The organism is Micromonospora sp. CA-246542 (assembly GCF_050942905.1).
In the GTDB taxonomy this organism is placed as follows: Bacteria; Actinomycetota; Actinomycetes; order Mycobacteriales; family Micromonosporaceae; genus Micromonospora.
On the sequence record NZ_CP192040.1, the window covers coordinates 1662938 to 1679193 of the forward strand.

A 16256-nucleotide genomic window follows, 5' to 3' on the forward strand; every position below is an offset into this window, starting at 1 on the left:
GGCCGGCGTGTCGAGGCGATAACTTCATGATCGACGGGGTTCGGCCGGGAGGGTTGGGGCGGGAGGGTTGGGGCCGGAGGGTTGGGCCGGAGGGTTGAGGGTTGGTCGGTGGGGAAGGACGGGATCATGCAGCGGGACGAGAACGCGACCGGTAGCGCGGCGGCGGCTGTCGTGCACAGCCTGTCGCAGCGGCACGAGACCCTCGCCACCGTCGAATCGCTCACCGGCGGGCTGCTGGCCGCGTCGATCGTGGAGATCGCCGGGGTCAGCCGGATCTACCGCGGCGGGCTGGTCGTCTACGCCACCGAACTGAAGGCCACGCTCGCCGACGTACCGCCCGACCTGCTGGCCGAGCGCGGACCGGTCGATCCCGACGTGGCGGCGGCGCTCGCCGAGGGCGGTCGGCGGCGCTGCGGAGCGGACTGGGGGCTCGCCACCACCGGGGTCGCCGGCCCGGAGCCGCAGGACGGCAAGCCCGTCGGCCTGGTCTACGTCGCGGTCGCCGGCCCGACCGGCGTCGAGGTCCGCGAACTCGACCTGGACGGGGGGCGGGACCACGTACGCTCGGCCGCCGTGATCGAGGCGCTGCGGCTGCTCGCCGAACACATCCACGCCGCCGACGAGGCCGCCGTCGCGGGCCCGGAGGCAACGGACGAAGCCGTCCCCGCTGGTCAGGAAACGCCCGCCCGAGTCGCCGGGAACGGCTCAGGATCGCTGGGTACGGCCGGCGCGGGGCGTCGGTGAGCCGTCCCGCCAGGATCCGACGGGCGGGGTGGGATGTCGCCGGGGCGCGCAGCGGGTACGGTTGCGGGAAGGCTCCGACGCTCGGAGCCGGCGCGGTCCGCCGCGACCGGCTGCCCGACGCCGGGCGTGAGGTATCCCTCAGGGGGAGGTGCGATGGTCCTGCTACGCCGGGTGATCGGTGACGCACTGCGGGCGCGCCGGCAGGGACAGCAGCGCACACTGCGTGAGGTGTCCACCGCCGCCAATGTCAGCCTCGGTTACCTCTCCGAGATCGAGCGGGGGCACAAGGAGCCGTCCAGCGAGCTGCTGGCCGCGATCTGTGACGCGCTCGGCGCCCGCCTTTCCGAACTTCTCCGCGAGGTGAGCGACACCGTGGCGCTCGCCGAGCAGATGCCCGCCGGGGTGCTCGTCGGCATGCAGGACGAGCCGGCCGAGGCCGTCGCGCCGGCCGCCGTGCGCAAGGCCGCCAACCGGGGCGTCCGCCAGGTCACCTCCGACGGCAAGGTCGCGGTGTCGGTCCGGCAGGATTCCCCGCTGCGGGCGACGCTGCGCAGCACCCGGGTCCGGCCCACCGAGCGCGACCGGGACGTGGTCTGCGCCGCCTGAGCACCGTGCATTCGTTGCCCATGGGCGACGTGGCCCCGGCCGCGTAGGGTTGCCCGCAGGAGCCGACGGTGCCCGTCGTGCGCCCGGTACGGATGCCGCGCTGGCGTTCGGCTGGGACGATGGAGACCGGCCGGGTCGCGGTCGGTCGGCGCAATCCGGCCCGACCGCGGTGGAGCGACGCTACTGAGGGGATACCGCGGAGATGGCGAACCCGTTCGTCAAGGGCTGGAACTACCTGATGGCGCTCTTCGGCGCGAAGATCGACGAGCACGCCGACCCGAAGGTGCAGATCCAGCAGGCCATCGAGGATGCCCAGCGGCAGCACCAGGCGCTGGTCCAGCAGGCGGCCGCCGTCATCGGCAACCAGCGTCAGCTGGAGATGAAGCTGTCCCGGCAGATGTCCGAGGTCGAGCGGCTCCAGGGCAACGCCCGGCAGGCCCTGGTGCTGTCCGACCAGGCCCGCGCCAAGGGCGACGAGGCCGAGGCGGGGCGGTTCGAGCAGTCCGCGCAGGCCCTTGCCACCCAGCTGGTCTCCGCCGAGCAGGCCACCGAGGACCTGAAGACCCTGCACGACCAGGCGCTCGGCGCGGCCGCACAGGCCCGCCGCGCCGTCGAGAACAATTCGATGATCCTCCAGCAGAAGCTCGCCGAGCGCACCAAGCTGCTCAGCCAGCTGGAGCAGGCCAAGATGCAGGAGACCGTCGCCCGCTCGTTGGAGTCGATGTCGTCGCTGACCGCACCCACCAACACCCCCTCCCTGGACGAGGTGCGGGACCGCATCGAGCGCCGGTACGCCAACGCGATGGGCCGCGCCGAGCTGGCCGGCAACTCCGTCGAGGGCCGGATGCTGGAGATCCAGAAGGCGACCATCGACTCGGCCGGTTCGGCCCGGCTGGAACAGATCCGCTCCAGCATGGCGGGGGAGCAGCTCGGCGGCACGGCGCAGCGCCCCGCGGTTCCGCAGGCCGAGCAGGCGGGCCCGGGCAGCGACCCGACCGCCGCCGCCCGGCTGGACGAGCTGCGCGCCAGCATGGCCCGCGAGCGGGGCACCGGCGACCCGACCGCCGCCGGCTGAACGACCGGTCCGAGGGGTCTTTCGGTGGCAGACGAGCGGACGCGTTACTTCCGTCAACTGGGTCGGCTGCGCCGGTCCGCCCGGCGGTGGAGCGTACTGGCCGGTGGGCTCGGCGGGGCCACGGCGGTGCTGACGCCGTACGCCGGGCTTGGTCTGCCGGACGCGGCCTGGGCCGGCGCCGCGGGCAGCGCGCTGGCGTTGGCCGCCTGGCGCTGGATCGACCTGCGGGCGTTGGCCGCCCGGCCCGCGCCCCCGGCGCTGGACCCGGCCGAGGCCGCCGCCCGGTCCCGGGCCCGGCTGGTGGCCGCTGTGGAGCGACTGCCGGTCGGCTCGGGCGTGCTGGCCGAGGTACGGCGGGTGCGTAGCCGGGTCGCGCTGCGTGGCACCACCGCCGGGCAGCAATGGGCGCGACTGGACCGTGCCTCGCTCACCCTGGCGGGGATGGCGCCCCGGCTCACCGGGCTGGCCGAGCCGGCCGTGCGGGAGGCCGCCGACGCCGACCGGTCGCTGCGGGAACTCGCCAACCGGGTGGCCAGCGTCGAACGGGCCGTGCGGCTCGCGCCGACCGACGCCCGGACGCCGCTGGCCGACGCGCACGCCGCGTTGACCGCCCAGTTGGAGGACGGCGTGGCGGCGTACGAGCGGTTGGTGGTCGCCGCCGCCGGCTATCTCGCCGAGGACGCCCGCCCGGAGCCCACCCACCCGGCCGCCGACCGACTCACCGAGGCCACCGACCTCCTGCACGGTGTGGCCTCGGCCCTGGCCGAGCTGCGCGCCGGCAGTGCCGGCCTGCGCGCGCCCACCCGCTGAGCCGTACCCCACGCGCCGCGCCCGCCCGTCACGGTGGCGTCGTGACCGGGATCGGACCGGTGTACGGCGAGCTGCCCACGACGTTGAACGACCGGATCCGGTAGTGGTAGGTCACGCCCCGGGCCAGGCCCGTGTTGGTGAAGCCGCGACCGGTCACCGTGAAGGTCGCCACCTCGTGGGCGAACGTCGGGTCCAGCGCCCGCTGCACGATGAAACCCGAACCCGGGCCGACCGGGTTGTTCGCCGTCCAGACCAGCACCACCGTGGCGGTGTCCGGGCCCGGCGCGCTCGCGGTGGCGTTCACCTCGCCGGGGGTGCCCGGCGCGGGCGGGGTGCTCGCCGCGGCCACCGTCGACCACGCCGAGGCGGCACCCAGGTACGTGGTGCGGACCCGGTAGTAGTACGTGGTGTCGGGCGCGGCCGTGGTGTCCAGGTGGTTGTCGCCGACCCCGATCGCGGTGGTGCCCGGCCCGCTGGTGAAGGTCGGGTTGGTGGCCCGCTGTACGTCGATGCCGGTGGCGAAGGACCGGTTCGTCCAGCGCAACGCCACCCGCAGCGGCGCGGCGGGCGGGATCGCCGCGATCAGGCCGCCCGGCGCGGCGAGGTGCACCGAGGCGGGCACGCTGTTCGACCAGGACGAGTAGCTCACCTCGTTCTCCGCCCGGATCCGGTAGTGGTAGGTCACGCCGGGGGTGACCGTCGCGTCGGTGTAGCGGGTCGCGGTCGCCGCGACGGTGATCGTGGTGACGTCGCCGCCGAAGGACCCGTCGGTGGCCCGTTGCAGCAGGTGACTCGTCGCGGGCGGGCGTCCGCCGTTGCCGGTCCAGGCGAGCGCGATCGCCGGTAGTGCGGTGGCCGAGCCGGGCACGGGTGTGGCGGTGAGCCCGGTGGGCGCCCGCGGCGTCACCCGCAGCACCAAGGGTCGGCTCATCCCCAGGTCGCGATGGCCGGCGAGCTGGCTGTGCCAGCGGTACTCCCAACCCAGGTTGACCATCTGGTTGACGACCACGGCCGGTCGCCCGTCGGTCGGGCTGACCGGCGTCGATCCGGTGCGCGCGCCGGCCGGACGGCCGGGGTCGAGCAGCCGGACGCTGTCGCCCAGCTTGAACGGCAGGGCCGGGGCGACCGGACGCAGCGCCACCACCACGTCCTCGCGGGGGTTGACCCGGACGATCTGCTTCCAGCCCAGCTCCGCCGGGTGCGGGGGGCGCTGCGTGCCGTCCCAGCCGACCCGGTTGACGATCTGCACGTCGCAGCCGCCGAAGCGCAGCGGCTCGGTCTGCCGTACGTTGCCGCTGATCCGCCAGAGCTGCGTGCCGTCGGTCGGCGCGCCCACCGGTATGGCCGGGTCGGCCGCGAACAGCACCTCGGTCACCGGATCGGTCGGCCCGAGCGGCAGGGTCGCCGGGGCGAGCGGCCCGATGTGCGGATGACCGACCCCGAGACGCCCGGCCAGCCGGCCGTGACCGGGCTCGAAGACCTGCTGCGCGGCCTTGACCTCGATCGGCAGGGTCACCGGACCGGTGCCCGCGAGCGGCGTGAAGGTCACCGTGTCGGCGTGCGCGGAGACGACCGTCTCGGTCGTGGTCCGGCTGCCGAACGCCGGGTCGTACGCCGGCTGCGGCACGATCGGCGGGCGCTGGCTGGCCGCGTACGCCACCGGCAGTCGCTGACGCAGCCTCTCCAGGTCGTACGGCCCCTCGGGCGTGCCGGCCACCCGGAACTGCAACAGGGTACGGGTGTTCGGGCCGTACCCCGGTTCGGTGGGCGGCGGACCGCCCCGGGCCGTGCGGTCCGGCGCGTCGGTGTGCTGGTCGTAGCGCTCATCGAAGCCGGGCAGCGGCGCCGGGGCGTCGTTGTAGAGGATCAGCGTGCTGCCCGGTTCCACGCTGGAGAAGTCGACGAGCACGTCGGCCCCCTCACCGGGAGCCAACAGCAGCGTGTGCCCGGCGACGTTCAGTACGGTCGGGTCGAGCCGGTCGTAGCGGTAGCCGATCGGCCGGTTCGGCAGCACCACCGGGGCGGGCAGCAGACCGGCCTCGTTGCCGATCTGGACGAACTCCGGGCCGGCGGCGCGCGGGTCGGGCACACCGCCGTCACGCCCGTCGCTCGGCCAACCGGACGGCCGGTCCGCCGACCGTACGGCGGGCACCATCGGGACCTCGCCGGCGTCCGCGTCGACCAGGTTGCCGTCGTCGGTCCACATCGGCGCGTCCGAGCAGGCCCGGTAGAGCTGGAGGTTGAGGCTGCGGTCCAGACAGGCGTTGAGGATGCGCAGGCGGTACACGGCGGGACGCACCCGCAGGTACGGGTAGGCGACACCGTTGACCAGCGGCGTGTCCCCGTACGCCGCGGGAACCGCCGACGGGTGCGGCACCCCGGGGCGCAGCGGTGGTTCGGCGCCACCGCCGACGGGGTCGTGGTGCGGGTTCGGCACCGGCCCCGGACCGGTCAGCGGCGGCCCGCCGGCGATCCGTTCGGCCATCGGCCAACCATCCACGGTGGGTCCGGTGTCGTCCCGACCGCCGTCCGGCGCCGGACGGCGCGACCAGGGACCGTAGTCCCACCGACCGGTGGGGTTGCGCCCGCCGGACCGGTACGGGTTCTGCCGGGGCTGGTAGACGTGGGGGTACCACAGGCTGCCGCGAGCCCCCCAGCGTTCCCGGTCCCAGGTCGGGTCCTCGGCGGCCAGCTGGGTGTCGTCCGGCACGAACGTCTTGTCCTCGATCACCAGGGGCACCTGCTCGGCCGGCAGTACCCCCTCGGCGACGAGTTCGTCCTCGACCGGGTCGGTGAGCAGGTACGGCGCGAGCTGCCCACCGTAGACGGTGAGCCGGGCCAGCCCGAGGGTGTTGTCGTGGAACGACAGCAGCCGGCCGCTCTGCTCGTTGGGGAAGTAGAGCGTGGTGGCGCCGGCGCCGGGCGCCGGCATGTCCGGCACGGGCGTGAGGCCGGTCCCGGTCGGGTACGGGGTGATCTCCCCGGCCGGGGTGATCCAGTGTCCCGGGTTGCCCGCGCTGGTCCAGCCGGTCTGCGCCCCGGCCAGGTGCAGCACCGCCCGGTTCTGCGGGTACGGAGCCGGGCCGTCCAGCGGCCCGAGACCGGCACCGTCGACCGTCTCGTCGACCGGCAGGAACAACTCGCCGGCCCGGCCGGTGGGAAGCTGGTTGATGAACTTCACCCGGACCGGTCGGCCCCGCCGAGCGCGGATCATCGGACCGAGGTGCCAGGGCCGCTCCGGTGGCGCCACCGTGTTGTGGCCCGACGGGTCGGTGCCCAGGTTGAGCTGTCGGTAGCCGCGTAGCCGGGTGACCGGCAGATCCCGGTGCAGGCGTTGCGCGTACTCCTGGAGCCCGATCTCGTAGTAGTCGCAGCCCGGGTAGCTGATCGTGTCGGGCACCGCCACCGGCAGCGCCTGCTCGCCGGGTACGGGCAGCGCGTCGACGAACTTGCGCAGGCCCGTGCCCGGCACCAGCCGGCCCTCGGGGTCACGCGTCGGGCGGGGACTGTACGCGACGTTCGGCACCGTTCCGAAGCAGCGTGGCTCGGCGGACGGATCCAGACTCGCCGTGGGCGTGGCCTCCTCGGCGGTACGCGCCGTGGGAACGGACGCCGTCCGACCGAGGCCGTCAGGGGCGGTCCGGTAGAAGAAGGTGGAGCGGAGTCTGCGGAAGATCGCCATGACTCTCCCCGGGGTCGGGGCACGAGGAAGAACACCACCCCGGCGTGGCGGCCCTCGGCACTCTGCTGACAGGCGGTGAGCACCCAACCGCAGCATGCGACGTCGAGGGGTCGGTTAGGAATTACCCAATCGTCCGTATCTGGGATGACCTCGATCCACAACGCCCGGTCAGCCCGTCGTCGGACTCCCCGACCGCTCGGGCTGGCAGACCGGGCACCAGTAGGTGACGCGCTCGCCCAGCTCCTCCTTGCCGATGGCGGTGCCGCAGCGGCGGCACGGCTGGGCGCGGCGGCCGTACACGTAGCTGGTCTGCCCCCGGTGCAGCGAACCGGTGGTGCTCTGCGTCCAGCGTCCGCGGTTCGCGGCCAGCAACCGCTGCGCGAGGGCGACCATGCCCGGCAGGTCGGGCACCGCGCCGACGGGCGTCCACGGCGACACGCCCCGCAGGAACAGCACCTCGCATTTGTAGAGGTTGCCGACTCCAGCCAGGTTGCGCTGGTCGAGCAGCGCCTCGCCGATGGTCTGCTCGGGGTGTGCGGCGAGGCGCTGGGCCGCCTCGGCCGGGTCCCAGTCCACGCCGAGCAGGTCCGGCCCGAGGTGGCCCACCAGGGCGTCCTCCTCGGCGGTCGGCACCAGGGCCAGCTCGTGCAGGTGGTAACCCACCGCCACCGCGCCGGGGCTGCGCAGCACCACCCGGATCAGGTGCGCGGGCCGGCCGCTCCACCGTTCGCCCGGCGCGTACGCCCGCCAGGCGCCGTCCATCCGCAGGTGGGAGTGCAGCGTCCACGGCGCGTCATCCGGGGCGGCGAGGCGGAGCAGGAGGTGCTTGCCCCGGCTGGCCGACTCGCGGACGGTCCAGCCGGTGAGGTCGGTGGTGGCCAGCCGGGGCACCCGGAAGTCGGAGCCGGTCAGCCGCGCGCCGGCCAGCGCGCGGTGCAGCACGCGGGCGGTGTTCCAGACGGTGTCACCTTCGGGCACGCTGCCATCCTCCCTCTTTCGAGCAAGATTCGCATGTGTCGCTATTTGTAGCCAGGTTCCTCATGATCTCCGGACATGCGATGGTCAGGGGGTTCTGAGGAGAATGCCCATGAGACGACACCATTGTCTTATCCGACCCTCCACGCTCGCCGCCATCCTCGCCCTCGCGCTCATCGCAGCCCTGGTGCCCGTCAGCGGCGCCGCCCGGACCACCGCCCCCGCGACCGCCGGCTCGCTCACCCTGACCGCCGCCGCGCCGGCCGGGGAACGGTGGAGCGCCGACCTGTCGGTCGTCGACCGGGACGACGTCAACGTCCGCCGCACCGCCGCCGGACTGCGGCTGCGCGAGGCCCGCGCGGGCGGGCGCAGCCCCCGCAGCCCACACAGCGCGCTCGCCGAGGGCATGCTCCTGAGCGCCCCCGCACCCTCGCCCGGCCGGCCACCCGGGTCCGCGCCGAGATCGACGCGGACGTCCCCGCCGGCGCGAGCGCGGAGGCGCAGGTGCGCGGATGGCGGCTCAACGGCTGGACCGAGTGGCGGGCCGCGACCACCGGCGTGACCTTCGACCGCCCGGTCAGCCGCGTGCAGACCCGGGTGGTGCTGACCGCGCGGGCCGGCGGGGCCACCGCGACGGTACGCGCCGTCCAGCTCACCGCCGACGCGACCGCCGCCGTCTCCGCCGCCACACCCGGCCTCACCTACCGGGTGTACGCCACCCGGATCGGACTGGTCGGCGAACTGACCGCCAACGGCCGCACCGTACAGCCGCGCGACCACTTCGTGGCCCTACCGTCGCGTCGGGGCCTCTCGCCGCTCAACACCGGCGACTACACCGTGCGGGTCTGCACCACGACGGGCGCGCGCTGCGAGTACGCCCCGGTCTGGGACGTCGGACCCTGGAACACCCGTGACGACTACTGGAACCCGTCCGCCGTACGCGAGAACTGGAAGAACCTGCCGCAGGGCCGGCCCGAGGCGCAGGCCGCCTACCAGTCCGGCTACAACGGTGGGCGGGACCAGTTCGGGCGTACCGTGCTCAACCCGGCCGGCATCGACCTGGCCGACGGCACCTTCTGGGACGGACTGCAACTCACCACAAACGCCTGGGTGGACGTCGCGTACCTGTGGACCGGCGGCGGGCCGCGTGCCGTGGTGGGTGACGGCCCGCTCAACATCCGCAGCGGGCCCGGCACGTCGTACGCGATCCGTGGCCTCGCCGCGCGGTTCGCCAACGTGCCGGTCCAGTGCTACGTCACCGGGCAGTCGGTCGCCGGCCCGTACCGCACCACCACCAGGTGGAACCGCCTGGCCGCCGGGCAGTACGTCAGCCACGCATACGTCTCCACCGTCTACGGCGGCACCGTACCGGTCTGCTGAGACGACCCCGCTTCGGAGGGCGCCGCGTCAGGGGCGCTCGTCGGGGCGGGCGGGACGTACCATGTCCTGGTAACGCGGGTGACTGGCCCCGTAGACGGCGTAGTTGAGCCGGGCGTGCGACAGGCTCAGGTCGCCGTTGGCGCCGCCCCGCACCGCGTCCGCGTCGGCATCGCTCTGGCCGTCGTCCGTCCAGAAGCAGACCGGGCAGGTCCCGCCGCCGGTCCGGGAGGCACAACAGGGACAGCCCACGGGAACTACGTGTTCACCCACCGGGGCAGCATTCCATAGTCGAATGTCACCCGGCCACCCGCAGGAGGTCACCCGGGCGCACCCCGAGGACGTCCACGGCCCGACCGCCGTTGACCGCGACCGCCACCAGGTCGGCCGAGTCCACGTACACCACCAGGGCCTGGTGCGGCGCGTCGCCGAACGTCCGTCCGTGTACCGCTGGGTGGGACGGCGTCGGCCCGGGCGGGCCGACCCGGACGGTGGCCGCGAGCGCCCCGAGCACCTCGCCCGGTGCGGCCAGCTGCACGTTGCCGAAGCGGTCGACGGTCAACACCTCGGCGGTGAAGCCGTCGGCGTCACGGGTCACGACCGGCGCTGGCAGCCGGACCAGTTCACCCGGGTCGACCGCCGGACCGGCCTCGACCAGTGACGCCCCGAGCGCCAGGCGTGCCGCCACCGGGGCGAAGACGTCCCGGCCGTGGAACGTGCCGGACACCCGTGCCGCCAGCCACCGTGGCTCGGTCAGCTCCACGGCGGCGCTGATTCCGCCGAGCGCGGTGGCCGCGTCGAGCAGCAACCCGTTGTCCGGGCCGACCAGCAGCCCTCCCGGGGTGGCCAGCGCGATGCCCCGTCGGGCGGTCCCCACCCCCGGATCGACCACCGCCACGTGCACGCCCACCGGCAGGTACGGCACGGTCTGCGCCAGCACGGCGGCGCCGCGCCGGACGTCCGCCGGCGGCACCAGGTGCGTCACGTCGATGACCCGGGCGGCGGGAGCGATCCGAGCGATCACCCCGTGGCAGGCGGCCACGAAGCCGTCGTCGAGGCCGTAGTCGGTGGTCAACGAGATCCACGGTGTGCCGGACACCCCCGCAGGCTAACGCCCCCACCCCCGCTCCCACCTCCGCCCACGCCCCCGCGCACACCCCCGTCCGCAGCAACCCGGCTGACCCGGGTGGCAGATAGCGGACAGCGTGCTGGCCGACCGGCCCCTCCCGCCACCCAGCGTGGTTGGGCAGACTTCGCCTGTGACACTTCGGAGCCTGCCCGCCGTCGGGGTCCTGCTGGTCGCCGCTGCCGTCGTCAGCGGCTGCGGCCGTGGTGACGACCCGGCGCCGTCGAGTGCCGCCCCCGGTGTTACGTCCTCGGCCGTCCAGGCCACCGATCTGCCGAGCGTGCCGAGCACCTCGGCGGGCCCGTCCCGCACCGACGGCGCCGCAGGGACCGGTCGAACGCCGGCCGGCCAGTCCGCCGCCGGTGGTGCTGCCCCAGCGTCCGGCGGGCGCTCCCAGCGCCCGGCAGGTCATCGACGCGTTCCAGGCCGCCGGCCTACGGGTCACGCACCCGAAGGACCGTTCGGTCGACTGTGGTCCGGACGGTCTCGGGCTGGGCTGCTCCGAGATCGTCACCACGGACGGCGTCACCGTCTTCGTGTTCCCCGACGAGACCAGCGCCGGCGACGTCGCCGAGACGTGGGGCGGCCAGTCCTACCGGCGGGGGGCCGTGGTGCTCAACTACCTCGACGCCAAGACTCCGGCAGCCGACCGCGTCCGCTACGAGAAGGTTCTCAACGGCCTCCGCTGAGGCTGCCTCGCGGCGCCGCTGCTCCCGCTGCCTCGCGGCGGCGCTGTCAATCGGGTGGCTGCGGCGGGGCACAACCTTGTGGCTGTGATGCCTGTGAGTCATCAAGATGACTCACAGGCATCAACGTCCCAGAGGTGGTCGCCGGTGCCTGGCAAGGCAGAGCTACCAGATCGCGTGTGGATGCCGCGCGAGAGCGGATCCGCCCCACCAGTGGTCGTCGCGCGGGAAAGCCCGCGAAGCGCGCGGCGGCCGGACGCGCGGTCGGCCAGGCGCGCAGGCAGGGGCTGAGCCACGCGCGCGCAGGCGGACCCTTCCTCGGGTTGAGCGGGCGGCAGGCGCAAGCCGCGCGGGTCGGGTCAGCCGCGTAGGCGTAGGCCGCGCGGGGTGGCCCGGAAGCCGGCGGCGGTCAGCGCGTCACGCAGTGGCGACGAGTGCACCGCCTCGCCGTCGGCCCGTTCGACCGACATCGCGCCCAACGCTCCGGAGTGGACGGCGTCGGCCAGCGCCTTACCGGCCGCCGCGAGCGTCTCGGTGTCGTCGGTGAAGGAGAGCAGGGTCCGGCCACCACGTTCCACGTACAGCACGAGGTCGCCGCCGACCTGCACCACCAGGGCGCCGGCCTTGCGGCCGGCCCGGTGCCCGGTCGCGGCGGTGGCCCCGTCGCCGGAGTCGACGACGCGGTCCGGCCAGGGAGCGCCGCACCGTACGGGTTGGCGGGATCGGTGGCCGCCAGGACGGTGGCCGGGCCACCCCGACCCCGCGCGCCGTCGGCCGGCTCGGCCAGGGCGCGGAGCCGGTCCACCGCGCCGGGCACGGCGAACTGTGCCGCGCCGAGGCCCTCGACGAAGTAGCCCCGGCGGGCCGCGCCACGCTCCTCAAGCGCCGACAGAACCGGATAGACCGCCGAGAACCCGCCGACCACCTGCTCGGCCATGACCGCGCCCCGGGTGACGACCCCGTGCCGTTCGAGCAGGACGTCGGCGAGGGCGGCGGCCCGCCTGGTCGGGTCGAGATCCCGGTCCGGAAGCCGCGACCAGCGGCCGGCGACGGTCGGTGGACCGCTGCGGCTGGGCAGCGCCACCCGGCCGGGCCGCCGGTAGCGGGTGCGCGGCGCGGACGGGCGCGACCGGTGCGCTCCACCCGCGCCGAGCACCGCCCGCAGCGGGGCGAGCGTGTCGTTGGTGAGGTGCCCGGCCCAGACCAGGTCCCAGATGGCACCGGTCAGCGCGGCATCGTCGGTGGCGCCGGCCCGGTCGGCCAGCGCGCGGAAGAACAGCGCCTGCCCGTCGCCGAGGGCGTCGAGCACCGCGTCGTGCAGCGGGGTACGCGTCAACGCCTCGTCGGGCGGCGGAAGCAGCAGCGGCGCGGAGTCCGCGTACGCCAGGGTGACCCAGCCGTCGCCTCCGGAGATCGCCCCGGATCCGGACCAGAGCACCTCCCCGCTGGCACACAGCTCGTCGAGCTGGGCGGGGGAGTAGTCGGCGACCCGGCCGGGCAACACCAGCCGCTCCAGCGCGGACGCGGGCACGGCGGCGCCCTGCAGCTGCTCCACCGTGGCGGCGAGCGCCTCCACCCCCCGAGCCGACGAGCCGACCTGCTGCCAGCGGGGCAGGAAGCTGGCGAGGGTCCGCGGTGGCACCGGCTCGATCTCCCGGCGCAGCGCCGCGAGCGAGCGGCGGCGCAGCATCCGCAACACCTCGGCGTCGCACCACTGCGCGCCGGCCGTGTCGGGCGTGAACTCGCCGGAGACGACGCGACCGGTGGCGGCCAGGCGGCGCAGCGTCTGCTCGACCACGAAGACGCCGAGCCCGAAGCGGGCCGCGCAGGTCGCGGCGGCGAACGGGCCGTGGGTGCGGGCGTACCGGGCCACCAGGTCGCCCAGCGGGTCGGCCACCGGGGCGAGGTACGCCTCGGCCACCCCGACGGGCAGCGCTACGCCGAGCGCGTCGCGCAGCCGGGCGGCGTCCTCGATGCCGACCCAGCGCTGCTCGCCGGCGATCCGTACCCGCAGCACCCGGCGGGCGGCCTCCAGCTCGCTCAGCCAGCCCTCCGGCACGCCCCGCTCGGTCAGCTCGACGTCACTGAGGTCGCCCAGCACCCGCAGAAGCTCGACCACGTCCTCCGCGTCGCGCGGGCGACGCTGCTCGGTGAGCCAGCGCAGTTGCCGGTCGGTCTCGGCGAGCACCTCCGGATCCAGCAGCTCGCGCAGGTCGACCCGGCCGAGCAGTTCACCGAGGAGCGTGGAGTCCAGGGCCAGGGCGGCGGCCCGGCGCTCGGCGAGGGGGGCGTCGCCCTCGTAGAGGAACGCGCCCACGTAGCCGAAGAGCAGCGACCGGGCGAACGGCGACGGCGCGCTGGTCTCGACCTCGACCAGGCGGACCTTGCGGGCCGCCAGGTCGCGCATCAGGTCGGCCAGCGCCGGTTGGTCGAACACGTCCTGGAGGCACTCGCGGGCGGCCTCCAGGGTGACCGGGAAGTCGGCGTACTCGCGGGCGACGTCGAGTAGTTGCGCGGCGCGCTGCCGCTGCTGCCACAGCGGCTGGCGGCGGCGTGGGTCGCGGCGGGGTAGCAGCAGCGACCGGGCGGCGCACTCCCGGAACCGGGCGGCGAAGAGCGCGGAGGTGCCGACCGACTCCTGCACGAGCTGGGCGATCTCGTCGGGCTCGAAGACGACCACGTCGGCGCCGGGTGGCTCGTCGGCGGTGTCCGGGAGGCGTACCACGATCCCGTCGTCGGAGGGCATGACCTGGGCGTCCACCCCGTACCGCTCGGCCAGCCGGCGGCCCACGGCGAGGGCCCAGGGCCCGTTGACCCGCGCGCCGAGGACGCTGTGCACGGCGAGTCGCCAGTCGCCCAGCTCGTCACGGAAGCGCTCGACCACGACGGTGCGGTCGTCGGGCAGGGAGCGGGTGGCCTCCCGCTGGTCGCGCAGGTAGGCCATCAGGTTGGTGGCGGCCCAGTCGTCCAGCCCACCCTCGCGCAGCGTGGCCAGCGCCGCCTCGTCGCTCTGGCGCAGCAGCGTGCGGACCCGCGCGCCGATGGCCCGGCCCAGTTCCACCGGGCGGCCGAGCTGGTCGCCCTTCCAGAACGGCATCCGCGCGGCCTGACCGGGCGCGGGGGAGACCAGCACCCGGTCGGGGGTGATCTCCTCGATGCGCCACGAGGACGAGCCGAGCAGGAAGACGTCGCCGACGCGCGACTCGTAGACCATCTCCTCGTCCAGCTCGCCGACGCGGGCGGCCCGCTCCGCACCGGCCAGGAAGACCCCGAACAGGCCCCGGTCGGGGATCGTGCCGCCGCTGGTCACCGCCAGCCGTTGCGCGCCGGGGCGACCGGTGAGCTGGTCGCTGGCCCGATCCCAGACCAGTCGGGGACGCAGCTCGGCGAACGCCGTGGACGGGTAGCGGCCGGAGAGCATGTCCAGCACGGCGTGCAGGGCCGAATCGGGAAGCTCCGCGAAGGGCGCGGCCCGCCGGACCAGCACCGCCAGGTCACCCACCTGCCACGGCTCCAGGGCCACCATCGCGACGATCTGCTGCGCCAGGACATCGAGGGGGTTACGCGGGTAGTGCAGCTCCTCGATCGCGCCGTCGGTCATCCGCTCGGCCACCACCGCGCAGGACAGCAGGTCGCCGCGGTGCTTGGGGAAGACCACACCCCGGGACACCGCGCCCACCTGGTGCCCGGCGCGCCCGACGCGTTGCAGGCCGGAGGCGACGCTCGGCGGGGCCTCGATCTGCACCACGAGGTCGACCGCGCCCATGTCGATGCCCAGCTCCAGGCTGGAGGTCGCCACCACCGCCGGGAGCTGGCCGGACTTGAGCGCCTCCTCGATGTGTTTGCGCTCCTCCCGCGAGACGCTGCCGTGGTGCGCGCGGGCGATCACCGGCGCGGCTCCGGCCGCCGCGCCGGACTGCGCCATCACCTCGGCCGGGGGCCGGTTGCGCGCCGGACCGGCCGGGCCACCCCACCGCTGCGCGCCGGTCGCCGGGCCGTCGTCGGCCGCCGGCTCGTCGCCCGACGACGACCCCGGGGGTACGACGATCGCGCCCTCGCCCGACGTGGAGGCGATCGCGGCGGTGGCCACCTCCTCGGCGGCCAGTTCGTTGAGCCGTGCGCACAGGCGCTCGGCGCTGCGGCGGGAGTTGGTGAAGACGATGGTGGAGCGGTGCTGTCCGATCAGCGAGAAGACCCGCTCCTCGACGGCCGGCCAGATCGAGGCCCGGCGCGGCCCGGGCCCGCCGAGGGCGTCCTCGGGTGGCTGCTCCTGCTCGTCGAGCCGGGTCATGTCCTCCACCGGCACCTGCACGCTGACCTCGATCGTCTTCGCCGTGGGCGGCTGCACGACATCGACCGGCCGGGCACCGCCGAGGAAGCGGGCGCAGGCGTCGATCGGCCGGACGGTGGCGGAGAGGCCGATCCGTTGCGCCGGCGTGGGCAGCAGCTCGTCGAGGCGTTCCAGGGAGAGGGCGAGGTGCGCCCCGCGCTTGCTGCCGGCCACCGCGTGGACCTCGTCGACGATCACCGTCTGGACGCCGCGCAACGAATCCCGGGCGGCCGAGGTCAGCAGCAGGAACAGTGACTCGGGTGTGGTGATGAGGATGTCGGGTGGGGTGCGGGCGAAGGCCCGTCGCTCGTCGGCCGGCGTGTCACCGGTGCGCATCCCGACGGTGATGTCGGGTGGCGGTACGCCGAGCCGGGTGGCCGCCTGCCGGATGCCGGCCAGCGGCGCGCGTAGGTTGCGTTCGACGTCGACGGCGAGGGCCTTGAGCGGGCTGACGTAGAGCACGCGGCACCGCTGGCGTGCCTCGGTCGGCGCGGGCTCGCGGGCCAGCCGGTCCAGCGACCAGAGGAAGGCCGCGAGCGTCTTGCCGGAGCCGGTGGGCGCCACGACCAGGGCGTTGCGGCCGGCCGAGACCGACTGCCAGGCGCCGGTCTGGGCGGCGGTGGGAGCGGCGAAGGCGGCCTCGAACCAGGCGCGGGTGGCGGGACCGAACCCGTCCAACACCTCGCTGTTACCCGCGTCTGCCCCGCTCACCGATCCATCGTGCCCCGCCGGTACGACAACGACGAACGACCCACGGTGGATCGTGCCGCGCTACGTGGAAATTGCGCCTGATGCACCTTTAATACGTTAAGTCTCACTTAACTGCTTGCTTGTGAGGAGCAACA

At 74.6% G+C, this 16256-nt stretch carries 10 protein-coding genes and 2 pseudogenes; 7 read left to right on the top strand and 5 right to left on the bottom strand.

The window, feature by feature from the left end:
* Nucleotides 1-126 precede the first annotated feature (126 nt).
* The 4 genes and pseudogenes from ACQP0N_RS07830 to pspM all read left to right on the top strand — a co-directional run.
* Nucleotides 127-639: pseudogene (locus ACQP0N_RS07830) on the top strand (CinA family protein); the annotation flags it as partial.
* 258 nt (nucleotides 640-897) lie between these two features.
* Nucleotides 898-1350 (top strand): helix-turn-helix domain-containing protein, encoded by a 453-nt coding sequence (locus ACQP0N_RS07835; RefSeq protein WP_355051673.1) that lies wholly within the window; start codon nucleotides 898-900, stop codon nucleotides 1348-1350.
* Between the two features lie 202 nt (nucleotides 1351-1552).
* Nucleotides 1553-2425, top strand: a complete 873-nt coding sequence (locus ACQP0N_RS07840; protein WP_396803825.1) for a PspA/IM30 family protein — start codon at nucleotides 1553-1555, stop codon at nucleotides 2423-2425.
* 24 nt (nucleotides 2426-2449) lie between these two features.
* Nucleotides 2450-3235 carry a phage shock envelope stress response protein PspM gene (pspM, locus tag ACQP0N_RS07845; RefSeq protein ID WP_433118764.1) on the top strand — a complete coding sequence of 262 codons (786 nt, stop codon included), beginning with the start codon at nucleotides 2450-2452 and terminating at the stop codon, nucleotides 3233-3235.
* 28 nt (nucleotides 3236-3263) lie between these two features.
* Here the strand turns inward: pspM and ACQP0N_RS07850 are convergent, their stop codons facing one another.
* Nucleotides 3264-6917 carry a hypothetical protein gene (locus ACQP0N_RS07850; protein ID WP_433118766.1) on the bottom strand — a complete coding sequence of 1218 codons (3654 nt, stop codon included), beginning with the start codon at nucleotides 6915-6917 and terminating at the stop codon, nucleotides 3264-3266.
* Between the two features lie 168 nt (nucleotides 6918-7085).
* Nucleotides 7086-7895, bottom strand: coding sequence for a DNA-formamidopyrimidine glycosylase family protein (locus tag ACQP0N_RS07855; RefSeq protein WP_433118767.1), 810 nt, complete (start codon nucleotides 7893-7895; stop codon nucleotides 7086-7088).
* Between the two features lie 109 nt (nucleotides 7896-8004).
* On the opposite strand from ACQP0N_RS07855, the gene ACQP0N_RS07860 reads away from it, so the two are divergent.
* Together ACQP0N_RS07860 and ACQP0N_RS07865 are read left to right on the top strand one after the other, a co-directional pair.
* Entirely contained in the window at nucleotides 8005-8454 is a 450-nt protein-coding gene (locus ACQP0N_RS07860) for a hypothetical protein (protein WP_433118769.1), read from the top strand.
* Nucleotides 8397-9272, top strand: a complete 876-nt coding sequence (locus ACQP0N_RS07865) for a hypothetical protein (protein ID WP_433118771.1) — start codon at nucleotides 8397-8399, stop codon at nucleotides 9270-9272. The genes ACQP0N_RS07860 and ACQP0N_RS07865 overlap by 58 nt, the downstream gene beginning before the upstream one ends.
* 27 nt (nucleotides 9273-9299) lie before the next feature.
* Here ACQP0N_RS07865 and ACQP0N_RS07870 read toward each other — a convergent pair whose 3' ends face one another.
* Together ACQP0N_RS07870 and ACQP0N_RS07875 are read right to left on the bottom strand one after the other, a co-directional pair.
* Nucleotides 9300-9542 (bottom strand): CPCC family cysteine-rich protein, encoded by a 243-nt coding sequence (locus ACQP0N_RS07870; RefSeq protein ID WP_039905669.1) that lies wholly within the window; start codon nucleotides 9540-9542, stop codon nucleotides 9300-9302.
* A 25-nt stretch (nucleotides 9543-9567) separates the two neighbouring features.
* Nucleotides 9568-10368, bottom strand: a complete 801-nt coding sequence (locus ACQP0N_RS07875) for an SAM hydrolase/SAM-dependent halogenase family protein (protein ID WP_433118773.1) — start codon at nucleotides 10366-10368, stop codon at nucleotides 9568-9570.
* 389 nt (nucleotides 10369-10757) lie between these two features.
* Here ACQP0N_RS07875 and ACQP0N_RS07880 point away from each other — a divergent pair, with 389 nt between their 5' ends.
* The gene (locus ACQP0N_RS07880) at nucleotides 10758-11084 is read left to right on the top strand and encodes a hypothetical protein (protein ID WP_433118775.1); all 327 of its coding nucleotides are present in this window, start codon (nucleotides 10758-10760) and stop codon (nucleotides 11082-11084) included.
* A gap of 356 nt (nucleotides 11085-11440) precedes the next feature.
* Here the strand turns inward: ACQP0N_RS07880 and ACQP0N_RS07885 are convergent.
* Nucleotides 11441-16122: pseudogene (locus tag ACQP0N_RS07885) on the bottom strand (Lhr family helicase).
* Between the last annotated feature and the right edge of the window lie 134 nt (nucleotides 16123-16256).